The organism is Streptomyces sp. NPDC032161, from assembly GCF_040636995.1.
Lineage (GTDB): Bacteria > Actinomycetota > Actinomycetes > Streptomycetales > Streptomycetaceae > Streptomyces.
Genome location: NZ_JBEZVN010000007.1, coordinates 40765 through 54226, shown reverse-complemented (window position 1 = coordinate 54226; position 13462 = coordinate 40765). Strand labels below are relative to the sequence as shown.

Below are 13462 nucleotides of genomic sequence, written 5' to 3'. Positions count from 1 at the left end.
GTGCCGGTTACGCCGCGCGGGCGTGCTGCTCGCGGTCCGTGGCCGGAGTGTGGGCGCAGGGGCGGGGCCGGGCGCTGGGGAACCGGCGGGCGAACGGGCGGGGCAGGGCGAGGTTCACGAAGCCCTCCGCCCGCATGGCGGCCAGGGAGATCCGGGGCAGGTCCCGGGCGGTGCGGTAGACCACGAAGCGGGGCTCCCAGCGGGGCCGGAACTTGGCGTTGAACTTGTACAGCGACTCGATCTGGAACCAGCGCGAGAGGAAGATCAGCAGTCCGCGCCAGAGCCGCAGCACCGGTCCCGCGCCCAGTTTCTCGCCGCGGGCGAGAGCGGAGCGGAACATGGCGAAGTTCAGCGAGACCCGGCCGACGGACAGCCGGGGAGCGGCCTGGAGGGCGGCGACGATCAGCAGCTCGTTCATGCCGGGATCGGCGGAGCGGTCGCGGCGCATGAGGTCGAGGGACATGCCGTCGTGGCCCCACGGGACGAAGTGGAGCACGGCCTTCAGGTCGCCGTAGGGGGACTCGGCGCCCGGTTCGTCGGCCTTGTGTGCGGTGGCGATGACGCAGTCCCCGTCGGCCGGGTCGCCGATCCGGCCGAGCGCCATGGAGAAGCCGCGCTCGGTGTCGGTGCCCCGCCAGTCGTCGGCCGCGCGGCGGATGCGGGCCAGTTCGTCCTCGCCGATGTCGCGTGCGCGCCGGACCCGGGTCTCGTAGCCGAGGCGTTCAATGCGCTTCACCATCTGGCGTACGTTGCGCATCGGGCGCCCGGCGAGCGAGAAATCCGCGACGTCCACCACCGCCTCGTCGCCGAGTTCCAGCGCGTCGAGCCCGGTCTCGCGGGTCCAGACCTCGCCGCCGGTCTCGCTGCAGCCCATCACGGCGGGGGTCCAGGAGTGGGCCCTGGCCTCGTCCATGAAGCGTTCGATGGCGCCGGGCCATGCCTCCACGTCGCCGATCGGGTCGCCGCTCGCCAGCATCACCCCGGACACGACCCGGTAGCAGACGGCCGCCTTGCCGCTCGGGGAGAAGACGACGGCCTTGTCGCGGCGGAGCGCGAAGTGGCCGAGCGAGTCCCGGCCGCCGTGCTTCTCCAGCAGGGCGCGCAGCCGGGCCTCGTCGTCCCCGGTGAGGCGCGCGGCCGGGTGCTCGGGACGGAAGGCCAGGTAGATGGTGGTGACGGCGGTCAGCAGGCCGAGGGCGCCGAGCGAGTACCCCACGGTCCAGGAGGTGTCCCCGCCGTAGTCCACGGGGCCCTCCACACCGAACAGCCCGTACAGCACGTGCTGGAGCCGGTCGGCGATACTGGGGCTGCCCACGATCCGCCGGGGATGGGAGCTGACGATGACGAGGCCCAGGCCCATCGAACCCGCACCGAGCACCACGAAGTTGGCCAGTGCCCACCAGCGGCTCCTCGGGTCCGGGAGCGCGGAGAACTCGCCGCGGTGACGGACCAGCAGCGCGCAGAGGGCCAGCGAGACGAGCATGCCGGTGATCGAGTGCCGGTAGAGGAACTGCGCCAGCGCCCCGGCCGGCAGCAGGACGACGGCGGCCCGCCAGGCCCGCCGCTTGCGCCGTTTGAGACCGTGGGCGAGGAGCAGCAACAGAACGCCCGCGCTCAGGGAGAGAGCGGCGGCGAACGGTCCGAACGCACCCGGCAGCACCTCGGCGAGCGCATGCATCCGGCTGTGCCGGAAGCGCGGGAAGACGCCCGCGGCGACGTCGATCAGGCCGACGACGGTGCTGGCGGTACCGATCAGCGTCGGGACGGTCTCGGGGCGCGGGCCCCGTACGAACTTGCGTACGGGACTCGGAACCGATCCTGATTTATCCCCATCTAGCGTGACAGACATCGCTTCCCGTGGCTCCGCGAGAGATTCCTGAGTTTCCTGAGTCCTTCGTCCGAGGGCTTTCGGACGATGTGCGAACTGTAGGACGAGGCTTCCGCGCTGAGGGTTTATCCGCGCACCGGAAATTTCCAGACAAGAAAGCTCACCCCCATGGGTCTTACCAGCACGACGCTTCTGGTCGCGGCCATCGCGCTGGGCGTGGTCTCCTTCGCCGCCACGGTCTGGTTCTGGCCGCGGCTGGCCCGGCGTGGCGTCTCCGTGGTGTTCGGGCGGGTCGGGCTGCTGCTCGTGACCCAGGTGATGCTGTTCGTCTCGGTCGCCCTGGCGGCCAACAAGTCGTTCCTCTTCTACGGTTCCTGGGCGGATCTGTTCGGCCAGGAACAGGAGCAGGGCGTGGTCACGGACCACGCGGACGGGGCATCGGCCTCCAGGAACATCGTCCGGATCGGGACGCAGCACTCGGGGGTGCCGGGCGCGCCGCGCCCCGCCGTGTCCGGGCGGATAGACAAGGTCGTGATCGCGGGCCGGAAGTCGGGGATAGAGAGCTCGGCGTACGTGTACCTCCCGCCGGAGTACTTCCGGCCCGAGTTCGCCCGCCGGAAGTTCCCCGCGGTCGTCGTCCTGACGGGTTATCCGGGCGTGTCGGAGAACCTCCTCAAGGGCCTGCGGTACCCCCAGACGGCACACGCGCGGGTGAAGGCCGGGCGCGCGCAGCCGCTGATCCTGGTGATGCTGCGGCCCACGGTGGCGCCGCCGAGGGACACCGAATGCGTGGACATCAAGGGCGGGCCGCAGACGGAGACGTTCTTCGCCGAGGACCTGCCGCGGGCGATCTCGGAGGCGTACCGGGTCGGCACCCGGGCCCGCAACTGGGGCATCATGGGCAACTCGACCGGGGGATACTGCGCGCTGAAGATAGGTCTCCACCACGCGGACCGGTTCGCCGCGAGCGCGGGACTCTCCGCGTACTACAAGGCGGCCGAGGACCCGACGACCGGCGATCTCTTCCACGGCGACCAGCGGGCGCGCGACCGGGCGAACCTGATGTGGAGTCTGGACCACCTGCCGCAGCCCGACGCGTCCTTCCTGGTCACGACCTCCAGGCAGGGCGAGGGGAACTACCGGTCCACGCAGAAGTTCATCGCGAAGGTGAAGGTGCCCGCCCAGGTCTCGTCGATCGTGCTCGACAGCGGCGGGCACAACTTCAACACCTGGCGGCGGGAGATCCCCCCGGCGCTGGACTGGATGAGCAGCCGGCTCAGCGAGAACTGAGCTGTCCGGCCGCCGGGGGCGCCGGCTACGGGGAAGCCCTACCGGCGGTCGGGGAAGTCCTACCGGCCGCCGGGGCCGAGCGGCCCGGCCAGGCTCTCCACGGACTCGACGGCCACCTCGGCGCGCGGCACGTCCTGGGCGTCGGCGTCGATGGAGCGGCGCAGCGCCTCGTGGAGCCGTGCCGGGGTGAGCACGCCGAGGAACCGGCCGTTCGCCTCCTCGTCGATGACGGCGATCCAGCCCGCGTCGTGCTGGAGCATGGTGGCGAACGCCTGCTTGAGCGGGGCGCCGACCGGAAGCCATGCCTCCATCCGCCGGGCGTGGGCGCGGACCGTGCCCCCGGAGGCGGCCGGGGAGGCGGGCGCGGAGGCGGGGCCGGCTTCCGAACCGGCAGCGGACCGGGGCGCGGGGGCGGCTTTTGAACCGGCGGACCGGGGCGCGGGCCCGGCGGTGTGCGTGGTGGCGGGAGGGTCGGCCGGGATCCAGCCGTGCAGATTGTCCTCGCCGTCCAGGACGACCGCCCAGCGCGCCCCCTCGGCCCGGAGCCGTTCGGTCGCCCGCTCCAGGGAGTCGTCGAGGTGGACGACGGGAGGCTGGTCGAGGTCGCCCGCCTCGATGGGGGTCACGGAGAGCCGCTTGAGACCGCGGTCGGCGCCGACGAAGTCAGCGACATAGGGGGTGGCGGGCGCGCCGAGCACGGTCGCCGGGGAGTCGAACTGCTCGATGGTGCCCTGACCGTAGACGGCGATCCGGTCGCCGAGCCGGACGGCTTCCTCGATGTCGTGCGTGACGAACAGCACGGTTTTGCGGACCTGTGCCTGGAGTTTCAGGAATTCGTTCTGCAGCCGTTCCCGTACGACCGGGTCGACGGCGCCGAAAGGCTCGTCCATCAGCAGCACCGGCGGGTCCGCGGCCAGCGCCCTCGCCACTCCCACGCGTTGGCGCTGACCGCCGGAGAGCTGTTCCGGATAGCGGTCGCCATAAACGGAAGGGTCAAGTCCGACGAGGTCGAGGAGTTCCGCCGCGCGTGCGCGTGCCTTTCCCCGTTTCCAGCCCAGGAGATGAGGGACCGTCGTGGTGTTTTCCAGGATCGTACGGTGCGGGAACAGGCCCACCTGCTGGATCACGTACCCGATACGACGGCGCAGCCGGACGGGGTCGATGGCGGATATGTCGTCACCGTCGAGGAATATCCGGCCCTCGGTCGGTTCGATCAGCCGGTTCACCATCTTCATGGTGGTCGTCTTGCCACAGCCCGACGGTCCGACGAGCGTGACCAGTTCACCCTCGGCGACCTCGAAGGAAAGGTCGTCGACGGCGGTGGTGCCGTCCGCGTACCGCTTGGTGACGTGCTCGAAACGGATCATGGTTCCCCATTGTCGCGGGTGTTGTGTGGAGGTCATGTTGCTGGAATACGACGGTCTCGGCGAGTGTCAGTGGTCGGGGATAGGGTCTCGGAACACCGGCGCTTCGGTGCGTCGAGTGCTTTGATGCTCCGGGTGCGCCGGTACTCCGGGCACTTCGGTGCTTCGGCGTACGGGACGGCCCGGCGTCGTACGCGGTATCCCGGCGTTTCGGCGCGAGGCGGCAAAAGGGAGGTGGGGGCGGATGGCTGCCGTACAGAACTGCATGGTGACGAATGACTGGATCTGCGGGGAGTATCTCCGTTCCCGCAGCGAGGAGCTGATGGACGCGACGGTCCAGCACATCTGGATCACGGCGGTATCGGTGCTGATCGGGCTGCTCGTGGCCTTTCCGCTGGCGCTGCTCGCCCGCCGCGGCCCTCGTTTCGCCGGTCCGGTCCTCGGCCTGACGACGGTGCTCTACACCGTGCCCTCGCTGGCCATGTTCTCGCTGCTGCTGCCGTTCTTCGGGCTGTCCGCCGCGCTGGTGGTCACCGGACTGGTGCTGTATTCGCTGACCATCCTCGTGCGGAACATCCTGGCGGGTCTCGAAGCCGTTCCGCAGGAGGCCAGGGAAGCCGCACAGGGTATGGGATACGGGCCGGTCCGGCTGCTCTGGGAGGTCGAACTCCCGCTCGCGATGCCCGCGGTGATGGCAGGCGTGCGGATCGCCACGGTCTCGACGATCGCCCTGACGACGGTCGGGTCGATCATCGGCAGGGGCGGCCTCGGCAATCTGATCGCGGACGCCCTGCCCAGCTTCTTCAAGGCGCAGGTGCTCACCGCCTCGGTCCTGTGCGTGCTGCTCGCGGTCGTCGCCGATCTGCTGCTGCTGGGGCTCCAGCGCCTGCTGACCCCCTGGACCCGAATACGCGCCACTCCCTCACGCACCACGGCGAAGGCGGTCTGACCATGGGCGTTCTCGGTCAGGCGTGGACCTGGCTCACCACCGGGGCGAACTGGACGGGGGAGAACGGGGCGGCCCACCGGCTCGTCGAGCACCTCTGGGTCAGCGGGGTCGCGCTCGCCGCCGCCTGCGCGATCGCGCTGCCGGTCGCGCTGTATCTGGGCCACATCGGGAAGGGGGGTGCGCCGGCCGTCAACCTCTCCAACGTGGGGCGTGCGGTCCCGGTCTTCGCGGTGCTGGCCCTCTTCATGGTCTCGCCGCTGCGCAACGCCGGGTACGTGCCGACGATCGTCGCGCTGGTGCTGTTCGCCGTGCCGCCGCTGCTCACCAACGCCTACGTCGGGATGGCGGAGGTGGACCGTTCGGTGACCGAGGCGGCGCGGGGCATGGGGATGTCCGGCGGTCAGTTGTTCGTACGGGTCGAGCTCCCGCTGGCCTACCCGATGATCATGACCGGGCTGCGCTCGGCGGCGGTCCAGGTGGTCGCCACGGCGACGATCGCGGCGATGGTCGGCCAGGGCGGTCTCGGCCGGATCATCACGGCCGGCTTCAACACGTACGACACTCCGCAGGTCGTCGCGGGGGCGGTACTGGTCGCGTCGCTCGCCCTGCTGGTGGAGGCGGTGCTGGTGGTGCTCGGGCGGGTGCTCTCGCCGCTGCGCCGTCGCCGCGGGACGGCATGAGGGCCCGCATGAGACCCGGCACGAGGGCCGACACAAGGGGCCCGCACGAGGGCCGGCGCGAGGGGGCCCGTCGCCCGTGCCCGGAGCGGGGGAGGGCCCGCCCCGCCCACCGAGGCGTGCCCCGCACCCGAACAGTCCTGACCCATCTCGTACTCGAACAGCCCTGGCGCTGTGGACGGAGAACACGATGAGCAAGACCTCGCGCATAGCCGGCGCGGTCATCGGCATGGTCGCGCTGGCGGGCTCGCTCGCCGCGTGCGGCGGCGACAGCCTGGAGAAGAACAAGGGCGGCTCGGCGTCCTCCGGCGGATCCGGCGGCGGCGAGAAGGGTCCGCTCGTCGTCGGCGCGGCCTCCTTCACCGAGTCCAAGGTGCTCGCGGAGCTGTACGCGCAGATCCTCGGCGACGCCGGATACCGCACCTCGGTCACCACCGTGGCCAACCGGGAACTCTACGAACCTTCCCTGGAGAAGGGCGAGATCGACGTCGTTCCCGAATATGCCGCGACGATCGCGGAATTCCTCAACGCCAAGGCGAACGGCGCGAAGGAGGCCGCGAAGAAGCCGGTGGCCTCGGGCGACGCCGCCGCCACGGTCGCGGCGTTGGAGAAGCTCGCCGCCCCGCGCGGACTGAAGGTGCTCCCGGCCGGCGCGGCCGTCGACCAGAACGCCTTCGCGGTGACCGAGGAATTCGCCGCCGAACACAAGCTCAAGTCGCTTTCGGATCTCGGCAGATCGAAGGTCGCGGTGAAGATCGCCGCAGGTGACGAGTGCGAGGTGCGGCCGTTCTGCGCGCCGGGTCTGAAAAAGACGTACGGCATCAATGTCACCGGCATCGACCCCAAGGGAGTCGGCACGCCGCAGTCCAAGCAGGCGGTCAAGGACGGCAAGGACCAACTGGTCCTCACGACCACCACGGACGCGGTGCTCGACAGCTACGGCCTGGTGTTCCTGGAGGACGACAAGAAGCTCCAGAACGCGGACAACGTACTGCCGGTCGTCAATGCGAAGGACGCGGGTTCGCAGGACGTCGCCGACGCGCTCGGCAAGATCACCAAGGTGCTGACCACCGAGGACCTCGCGGAACTGAACCGCAAGGTCGACGCGGAGCGCGCAAAGCCCGCCGATGTGGCCAAGGACTATCTGCGGTCGAAGGGCCTCATCCGGAAGTAGCGGCCGGAAGCAGGGAGAGGTGGAGAAGTAAGGCGGGATTCGGGACGTGAAGGGGGCCGTCAGGTAACCGGCCGGGAACAGATTGCCGGGCAGCCCCCCAAGTTCCTCCTACACACGGTAAATTTCAGGCCATGCCACGTGGACGTCATCGCCATTCGACACCGCTGCACAGAATCCTTCCGCCTTCGGCCGTCGCCGGGGTCTCGGTCCTCTGCGCCGCGGGCGCCTGGCTGCTCGCCGAGCCCCTGGTCCTGCGCGGTCTGGTGGCCGCCACGGCGGCCGCCGCGGTGACCGGCGCGTATCTGATGCGCAGTTGGGACCGGGAGGCCGGCCGTCGGGTCGCGGAGCTGAAGCGTGCCCGCGCCGGTGACGAGTGGCGGGCCGAGGAACGCGTGGCCGGGCTGGAGTCCGACCTGGAGGAGGCGCGCGAGCTGCGCACCCGGCTGGAGACGAAGCTGCGGCGCAAGCGGGTGGAGCTGGCCCATCTGCGCGGGGAGCACGCCGCGCTGTTGCGCCGGTACGCCAACGCCGAGACGGGGCGCGCCAGCGCGCTGGAGGGCCGCAGGCGGCTCGCGCTCGAAGCCGCGGCTCCCAGGGAGCTGCCGGCCGCGCGCAGCACCCCGACCCCGGCCGCCTACCTGCGTGCCGCTCAGGCGCTGGAGGACCTGCCGCGCAACAGGGCGCTCCAGGAGGCCCGGCGCAACGCCGAGGAGGCCCGGAAGCGGGACCTCGCCGAGCGGGACCCGAAGGCGGAGGACCGGCCGGGGAGGCACACGGCGGCCGAGGACGACGCCTCCCCGGCGCGGCAGCCGAGTCCGACGACCGCCCTTCCCGCGTCCCGGCCGTCCGCCGCGCTGCTCCAGGCGCGTCGGGTGCCGGCCGCCAGCACGGTCGCCCCGGGGGCGGCGCCCCGCCGCCAGCAGGTGCCGCAGGGCAGCTTCGACTTCTTCGGCACGCAGAAGACGCGCACCGCGATCGAGTCCGTGCAGAACGAGGACCTCGCGGACGTGGTGGGCGAGGAGGCGCTGGCCGCCCACCGCACGGGCACGGCGGAGAACGGCGCCGTCGGCAAGGTCATCGACCTGACCGCGCACGACGAGACGGAGCAGATGGACATGGTGGAGCTGCGCACCGCGATCTCGTAGCCGCGCGCTCGCGCCGTTCTCCCGGGCCGCCCGTCGTTCGCGCACGGGCGGCCCGGACCGTTGTTCCGTGTGTTCGCGCGGGCGGCCCGATCGTTGTTCCGTGTGTTCGCGCGGGTGGCCCGATCGTTGTCCGCGAAACAGTGCGAGGGCGATCCGGACCGTTGTCGGCGCAGTGGTGCGCGGGCGGTCCGGGCCGTGTTCGTACGGACGGCCGGGGCGTCGGCCCGTCGGCTACTTGTCGATGTCTCCGACGACGAAGAAGAGCGAGCCCAGGATCGCCACCATGTCGGCGACCAGGGTGCCCGGCAGCAGCTCGCCGAGGACCTGGATGTTGTTGTACGAGGCGGCGCGGAGCTTCAGCCGGTACGGGGTCTTCTCGCCCTTGGACACCAGGTAGTAGCCGTTGATGCCGAGCGGGTTCTCGGTCCAGGCGTAGGTGTGGCCCTCGGGGGCCTTCAGCACCTTGGGCAGGCGCTGGTTGATGGGGCCGGGCGCCAGGCCGGCCATCCGGTCCAGGCAGGCATCCGCCAGGTCCAGGGAGTTGTGCGTCTGTTCCAGCAGGCACTCGAAGCGGGCCAGGCAGTCGCCCTCGGTGCGCGTGACGACCTTGAGGGTGTCGCCCAGTTCCCCGTACGCGAGGTACGGCTCGTCGCGCCGAAGGTCGAAGTCGACGCCCGAGGCGCGGGCGATCGGCCCGGACACCCCGTACGCGTGCACGGTCGCGGCGGGCAGCACCCCGACTCCCCGGGTGCGGCCCCTGAAGATCTCGTTGCCGAGCACCAGGTTGTCGTACACGTCCATCCGGGCCCGGACCGCCGCGACGGCGTCCCTGGCACGGCCGAGCCAGCCCGCGGGGAGGTCCTCCTTGAGCCCGCCGACCCGGTTGAACATGTAGTGCATCCGGCCGCCGGAGACCTCCTCCATCACGGCCTGGAGCTCCTCGCGCTCGCGGAACGCGTGGAACACGGGGGTGATCCCGCCGAGTTCGAGCGGGTACGAGCCGAGGAACATCAGATGGTTCAGGATCCGGTTCAGCTCGGCGAGCAGGGTGCGCGTCCAGACCGCCCGCTCCGGGACCTCCATGCCGAGCATCCGCTCCACGGCCATGACGACGCCCAGTTCGTTGGAGAACGCCGACAGCCAGTCGTGGCGGTTGGCGAGCATCACGATCTGCCGGTAGTCGCGGGCCTCGAACAGCTTCTCCGCGCCGCGGTGCATGTAGCCGATGACCGGTTCGGCGTGCTGGACGCGTTCGCCGTCGAGGACGATGCGCAGTCGGAGCACACCGTGGGTGGAGGGGTGCTGAGGGCCGATGTTGAGCACCATGTCGGTGCTCTCCGCCGCGCCGCCGATGCCGACCGTCGTCTCCGTCATACGGCCAGTATTCCTGAACGGTGGGGTGACGGGGCGGTGAGGTGACGGGGTGGTGGGTGCCGCAGGGGACGGCACGGGTCACGGGACGCGGGGACGCAGATCACCCGGACACGGGTCACGGGCCCGGGGCGCCCGTGACCCGTACGGGGTGCGTACGGGCACGGGGCGCGGTTTCCGCGGCGCCGCCCGGCGCGTGCGTGCCCCGGGCACCGGCCGTCATACGCGTCGCATCAGCCATCCGAAGTCGCCCAGACCGCCCCGGGCCGTCAGCTCCGCCGCCTCGCCCGCCGAGGCCAGGGCCCGTACGTACCCGGCCGGATCGGTCGACGCCAGGGACAGGGGCGGGCGGGCGCCGTCGACGCCGAGCCGGTGCAGCGCCTCGCGCTGCGTCAGCACCTCCGAGGCCGGCTCGGACGCCCTGACGTTGCCGGAGCCGGTCGCCGCACCGGTCCCCGGGACGGCCCCGGCGTCCACCGCCGCCGCGCACGCGTCCAGCGCCACATGCGAGGTGAGGTCGCAGCTGCCGTCCGGCACCGGCCGTACCTCGCGGCCCGACCGGAAGCCGGTGAGCGTGCCGAAGGGCGGTCGCGTCCCGCGCGCGTGGGCGTAGTCCACGGCCACCGCGAGCCCGCCGCCGAGCGTGGACACCGCCCGCGCCCACGCCTCGTCGCGCGGGCGCCCGATCTCCGCCCGGCAGCCCGGCCCGGCCGACGGCCACCAGCGGCGCAGCCACTCCGCGTCGGGCCCGGTCACCGGCTCGCCCAGCCGCTCCTCGCCGTCCGAGACCCGGACCAGGACGTACCGGTCGACGCCGTCCGCGTCGGTCTCCGCGACGTCGGTCGGCACGTTGTCCAGCCACTCGTTGGCGAACAGCAGGCCGCGGACCCCCGACGGCGGTTCCGCGCACCACTCGATCCGGGCATCGAGGCCGTCCGGGCGGGCCGCGACCTCCACCGCGTACGCCCGTACGACGAGCCCGTCGGCGTCCTCGGCCGGCAGCGCCGCCAGCACCCCCGTCAGCAGTTCGCCGCGCCCCGCCCCGAGGTCCACCAGGTCGACCTCGTCGGTGCCCAGGTCGCGGGCCGTTCGTACCAGCAGCCGGGCGACCGCGGAGGCGAACAGCGGGGACGCGTGGACGGAGGTACGGAAGTGGCCGGCCGGCCCCTCGGGCCTCCGGTAGAACCCCCCGTCCCCGTACAGGGCGGTCTGCGCCGCCTCACGCCACCCACGCCACTCGTCCGTCGCGCCTGCCGTGTCCGTCGCGCCTGTCACGTCCGCCATGTCCGCCGTGCCCATCCTGACCGTCACGTTCTCCGTGTCCGCCATGCCTGCCGTGCCCGTCCCGACCGTCACGTCCGCCATGCCCTGCGTGCCCGTCCCGCCGCCTTGACCGTCACGATTTCCAAGTCTCCACCTTGGGGAGTACGGTCCCGCAGGCCGGATCGGCCCTTCGGCTGACCCGGGCACCTTCCGCCTTCCCTACGCTGGATCACGTGCAGCGCCTCTACGCCTTCCTCCGCAGACACCCGACGGGCGTCGACACCTTCTGGGCTGTCTTCCTCCTCGGGCTCTCCGGACTGTCGGCGGCGACAGTGGAGAACGGCAGGGGACTGCTGGCCGCCGTGCTGATCGCCACCGGCCTGAGCACCGTCGTCGCGCTGCGCCGACGCGCCCCGGAGAAGATGCTGCTGCTGGCCATCGCGATGGGTGTGGCGCAACTGCTGACCGGGGTCGTGCCGGGCCCCGCCAACTTCGCGATGCTGGTGATCGTGTTCACCGTGGCGACGGTGGGGGAGCGCTGGGCCTCGCGGCTCGCGCTGGTGTGCAGCCTGGGTGCGGCGGGGCTCGCCCAGCTGCGCTGGCCCGAGGAGATGGAGCAGTCCGGCTGGTTCCAGCAGGTCTTCGTCGCCATCGTGATGACCGTGCCGTTCGTGCTGGCCTGGGTGCTCGGCGACTCGATGCGGACCCGGCGCGCCTACTTCAATCAGCTGGAGGAGCGGGCGGCCCGACTGGAGCGGGAGCGCGAGGCGCAGTCGAAGGTCGCGGTGGCCGCCGAGCGGGCCCGTATCGCCCGCGAACTCCACGACGTCGTCGCGCACAACGTGTCGGTGATGGTGGTGCAGGCCGACGGGGCGGCGTACGTCATGGACGCGGCGCCCGACCAGGCCAAGCAGGCCCTGGAGACCATCTCCAGCACCGGCAGGCAGGCCCTCGCCGAGATGCGGCGGCTGCTCGGGGTGCTGCGGACCGGGGACGCGGAGGAGAGCGGGGAGTACGTCCCGCAGCCCGACGTCGGCCAGATCGAGGACCTGGTCGAACAGGTGCGGCAGACCGGTCTGACCGTCGACTTCAAGATCGAGGGAACGCCGCGCCCGCTGCCCAGCGGAGTCGAGCTGACCGCGTACCGCATCGTGCAGGAGGCGCTGACCAACACCCGCAAGCACGGCGGCCCGGACGCCGGGGCCAGCGTGCGGCTGGTCTACTTCGACGACGGGCTCGGGCTGCTGGTCGAGGACGACGGACGGGGCGCCGCGCACGAGATGTACGAGGACGGGGGCGCCGACGGCGCGGGCCACGGGATGATCGGGATGCGCGAGCGGGTCGGCATGGTCGGCGGAACGCTGGACGCCGGGCCGCGCCCGGGCGGCGGCTTCCGGATCAGCGCGCTGCTGCCGCTCAAACCGGCCCGCTGATGCTCCGGATCCGGACCGGGACGAGGATCGTGTGCGGGCCCGCCCGGGGCCGGGACCCCGAGCGGGGTCCGCTGCCGGGTCGGGATGCGGGTCCGGATCGGGCCGGGGCCGAAACCGGACCGGATCCGAGCCCCGGCCGCCCGCCGGACCCGTCGGCCCACCAGACGTGCCGGACCCGGCCGCCGCGCCGGGGCCACCGGCCCATCCACACCTTCGCCCCGGATGATGCGGGACAGACAGGAGACAGACCCTCATGGCGATCCGCGTGATGCTCGTCGACGACCAGGTGCTGCTGCGCACCGGCTTCCGGATGGTGCTCGCCGCCCAGCCGGACATGGAGGTCGTGGCCGAGGCCGGTGACGGCGCCGAGGCGATCGACGTGCTGCGCTCCACCGCGGTCGACGTGGTGCTGATGGACGTCCGGATGCCGAGGCTGGACGGCGTGGAGGCCACCCGGCGCATCTGCGCGCAGCAGGGCGCGCCCAAGGTGCTCATCCTGACCACGTTCGACCTGGACGAGTACGCCTTCTCCGGGCTGAAGGCCGGGGCCAGCGGCTTCATGCTCAAGGACGTTCCGCCCGCCGAACTGCTCAACGCCATCCGCGCCGTGCACAGCGGCGACGCCGTCGTCGCGCCGTCCACCACCCGCCGTCTGCTCGACCGCTTCTCGCCGATGCTGCCGGGTGGTACGAGCGAACCGAAGCACCAGGGCGTCGCCAAGCTCACCGAACGCGAGCGCGAGGTGATGCTGCTGGTCGCACAGGGACTGTCGAACGGCGAGATCGCGGCACGCCTGGTGCTCTCCGAGGCCACCGTGAAGACGCACGTGGGCCGCATCCTCACGAAGCTGAACCTGCGCGACCGGGTGCAGGTCGTCGTCCTCGCGTACGAGACGGGGCTGGTCCGGGCCGGGGGCGGGGCCGGGGCGGTCTGACCGGCGGGGACGAGGGGCGGCCGGTCCGGGCGTT

Annotated in this window: 11 protein-coding genes; 7 read left to right on the top strand and 4 right to left on the bottom strand. The window is 71.8% G+C overall.

Going from position 1 to position 13462, the window contains the following annotated elements:
• Nucleotides 1-7: 7 nt before the first annotated feature.
• Nucleotides 8-1849 carry a phosphatidylglycerol lysyltransferase domain-containing protein gene (locus AB0E67_RS17500; protein ID WP_362027201.1) on the bottom strand — a complete coding sequence of 614 codons (1842 nt, stop codon included), beginning with the start codon at nucleotides 1847-1849 and terminating at the stop codon, nucleotides 8-10.
• Nucleotides 1850-1996: 147 nt separating this feature from the next.
• On the opposite strand from AB0E67_RS17500, the gene AB0E67_RS17495 reads away from it, so the two are divergent.
• Nucleotides 1997-3118, top strand: a complete 1122-nt coding sequence (locus tag AB0E67_RS17495) for an alpha/beta hydrolase-fold protein (RefSeq protein WP_362027198.1) — start codon at nucleotides 1997-1999, stop codon at nucleotides 3116-3118.
• A 59-nt stretch (nucleotides 3119-3177) separates the two neighbouring features.
• Here the strand turns inward: AB0E67_RS17495 and AB0E67_RS17490 are convergent, their stop codons facing one another.
• Nucleotides 3178-4485 (bottom strand): betaine/proline/choline family ABC transporter ATP-binding protein, encoded by a 1308-nt coding sequence (locus tag AB0E67_RS17490; RefSeq protein WP_362027195.1) that lies wholly within the window; start codon nucleotides 4483-4485, stop codon nucleotides 3178-3180.
• Between the two features lie 241 nt (nucleotides 4486-4726).
• Here AB0E67_RS17490 and AB0E67_RS17485 point away from each other — a divergent pair, with 241 nt between their 5' ends.
• The 4 genes from AB0E67_RS17485 (at nucleotide 4727) to AB0E67_RS17470 (ending at nucleotide 8427) form a co-directional block, all read left to right on the top strand.
• Nucleotides 4727-5431 carry an ABC transporter permease gene (locus AB0E67_RS17485; protein WP_362027192.1) on the top strand — a complete coding sequence of 235 codons (705 nt, stop codon included), beginning with the start codon at nucleotides 4727-4729 and terminating at the stop codon, nucleotides 5429-5431.
• Between the two features lie 2 nt (nucleotides 5432-5433).
• Nucleotides 5434-6111 (top strand): ABC transporter permease, encoded by a 678-nt coding sequence (locus tag AB0E67_RS17480; RefSeq protein ID WP_351518832.1) that lies wholly within the window; start codon nucleotides 5434-5436, stop codon nucleotides 6109-6111.
• 187 nt (nucleotides 6112-6298) lie between these two features.
• The gene (locus tag AB0E67_RS17475; RefSeq protein WP_362027189.1) at nucleotides 6299-7282 is read left to right on the top strand and encodes an ABC transporter substrate-binding protein; all 984 of its coding nucleotides are present in this window, start codon (nucleotides 6299-6301) and stop codon (nucleotides 7280-7282) included.
• Between the two features lie 131 nt (nucleotides 7283-7413).
• A complete protein-coding gene (locus AB0E67_RS17470) occupies nucleotides 7414-8427 on the top strand; it encodes a hypothetical protein (RefSeq protein ID WP_362027186.1) in 1014 nt (337 codons plus the stop codon).
• A 231-nt stretch (nucleotides 8428-8658) separates the two neighbouring features.
• Here the strand turns inward: AB0E67_RS17470 and AB0E67_RS17465 are convergent, their stop codons facing one another.
• Both AB0E67_RS17465 and AB0E67_RS17460 read right to left on the bottom strand, forming a co-directional pair.
• On the bottom strand, nucleotides 8659-9801 hold the full coding sequence (locus AB0E67_RS17465; RefSeq protein WP_362027183.1) for an NADH-quinone oxidoreductase subunit D: 1143 nt from the start codon (nucleotides 9799-9801) through the stop codon (nucleotides 8659-8661).
• 216 nt (nucleotides 9802-10017) lie between these two features.
• Nucleotides 10018-11082, bottom strand: a complete 1065-nt coding sequence (locus tag AB0E67_RS17460) for an SAM-dependent methyltransferase (protein ID WP_362027559.1) — start codon at nucleotides 11080-11082, stop codon at nucleotides 10018-10020.
• A gap of 212 nt (nucleotides 11083-11294) precedes the next feature.
• On the opposite strand from AB0E67_RS17460, the gene AB0E67_RS17455 reads away from it, so the two are divergent.
• Together AB0E67_RS17455 and AB0E67_RS17450 are read left to right on the top strand one after the other, a co-directional pair.
• Entirely contained in the window at nucleotides 11295-12494 is a 1200-nt protein-coding gene (locus tag AB0E67_RS17455; RefSeq protein WP_362027180.1) for a sensor histidine kinase, read from the top strand.
• 253 nt (nucleotides 12495-12747) lie between these two features.
• Nucleotides 12748-13428 carry a response regulator transcription factor gene (locus tag AB0E67_RS17450; protein ID WP_362027177.1) on the top strand — a complete coding sequence of 227 codons (681 nt, stop codon included), beginning with the start codon at nucleotides 12748-12750 and terminating at the stop codon, nucleotides 13426-13428.
• The last annotated feature ends 34 nt before the right edge of the window (nucleotides 13429-13462 follow it).

Excerpts from the sequence above, each read along its gene's own strand:
- AB0E67_RS17500 (WP_362027201.1), bottom strand. The coding sequence starts at position 1,849 with ATGTCTGTCACGCTAGATGGGGATAAATCAGGATCGGTTCCGAGTCCC.
- AB0E67_RS17495 (WP_362027198.1), top strand. The coding sequence starts at position 1,997 with ATGGGTCTTACCAGCACGACGCTTCTGGTCGCGGCCATCGCGCTGGGC.
- AB0E67_RS17490 (WP_362027195.1), bottom strand. The coding sequence starts at position 4,485 with ATGATCCGTTTCGAGCACGTCACCAAGCGGTACGCGGACGGCACCACC.
- AB0E67_RS17485 (WP_362027192.1), top strand. The coding sequence starts at position 4,727 with ATGGCTGCCGTACAGAACTGCATGGTGACGAATGACTGGATCTGCGGG.
- AB0E67_RS17480 (WP_351518832.1), top strand. The coding sequence starts at position 5,434 with ATGGGCGTTCTCGGTCAGGCGTGGACCTGGCTCACCACCGGGGCGAAC.
- AB0E67_RS17475 (WP_362027189.1), top strand. The coding sequence starts at position 6,299 with ATGAGCAAGACCTCGCGCATAGCCGGCGCGGTCATCGGCATGGTCGCG.
- AB0E67_RS17470 (WP_362027186.1), top strand. The coding sequence starts at position 7,414 with ATGCCACGTGGACGTCATCGCCATTCGACACCGCTGCACAGAATCCTT.
- AB0E67_RS17465 (WP_362027183.1), bottom strand. The coding sequence starts at position 9,801 with ATGACGGAGACGACGGTCGGCATCGGCGGCGCGGCGGAGAGCACCGAC.
- AB0E67_RS17460 (WP_362027559.1), bottom strand. The coding sequence starts at position 11,082 with ATGGCGGACGTGACAGGCGCGACGGACACGGCAGGCGCGACGGACGAG.
- AB0E67_RS17450 (WP_362027177.1), top strand. The coding sequence starts at position 12,748 with ATGGCGATCCGCGTGATGCTCGTCGACGACCAGGTGCTGCTGCGCACC.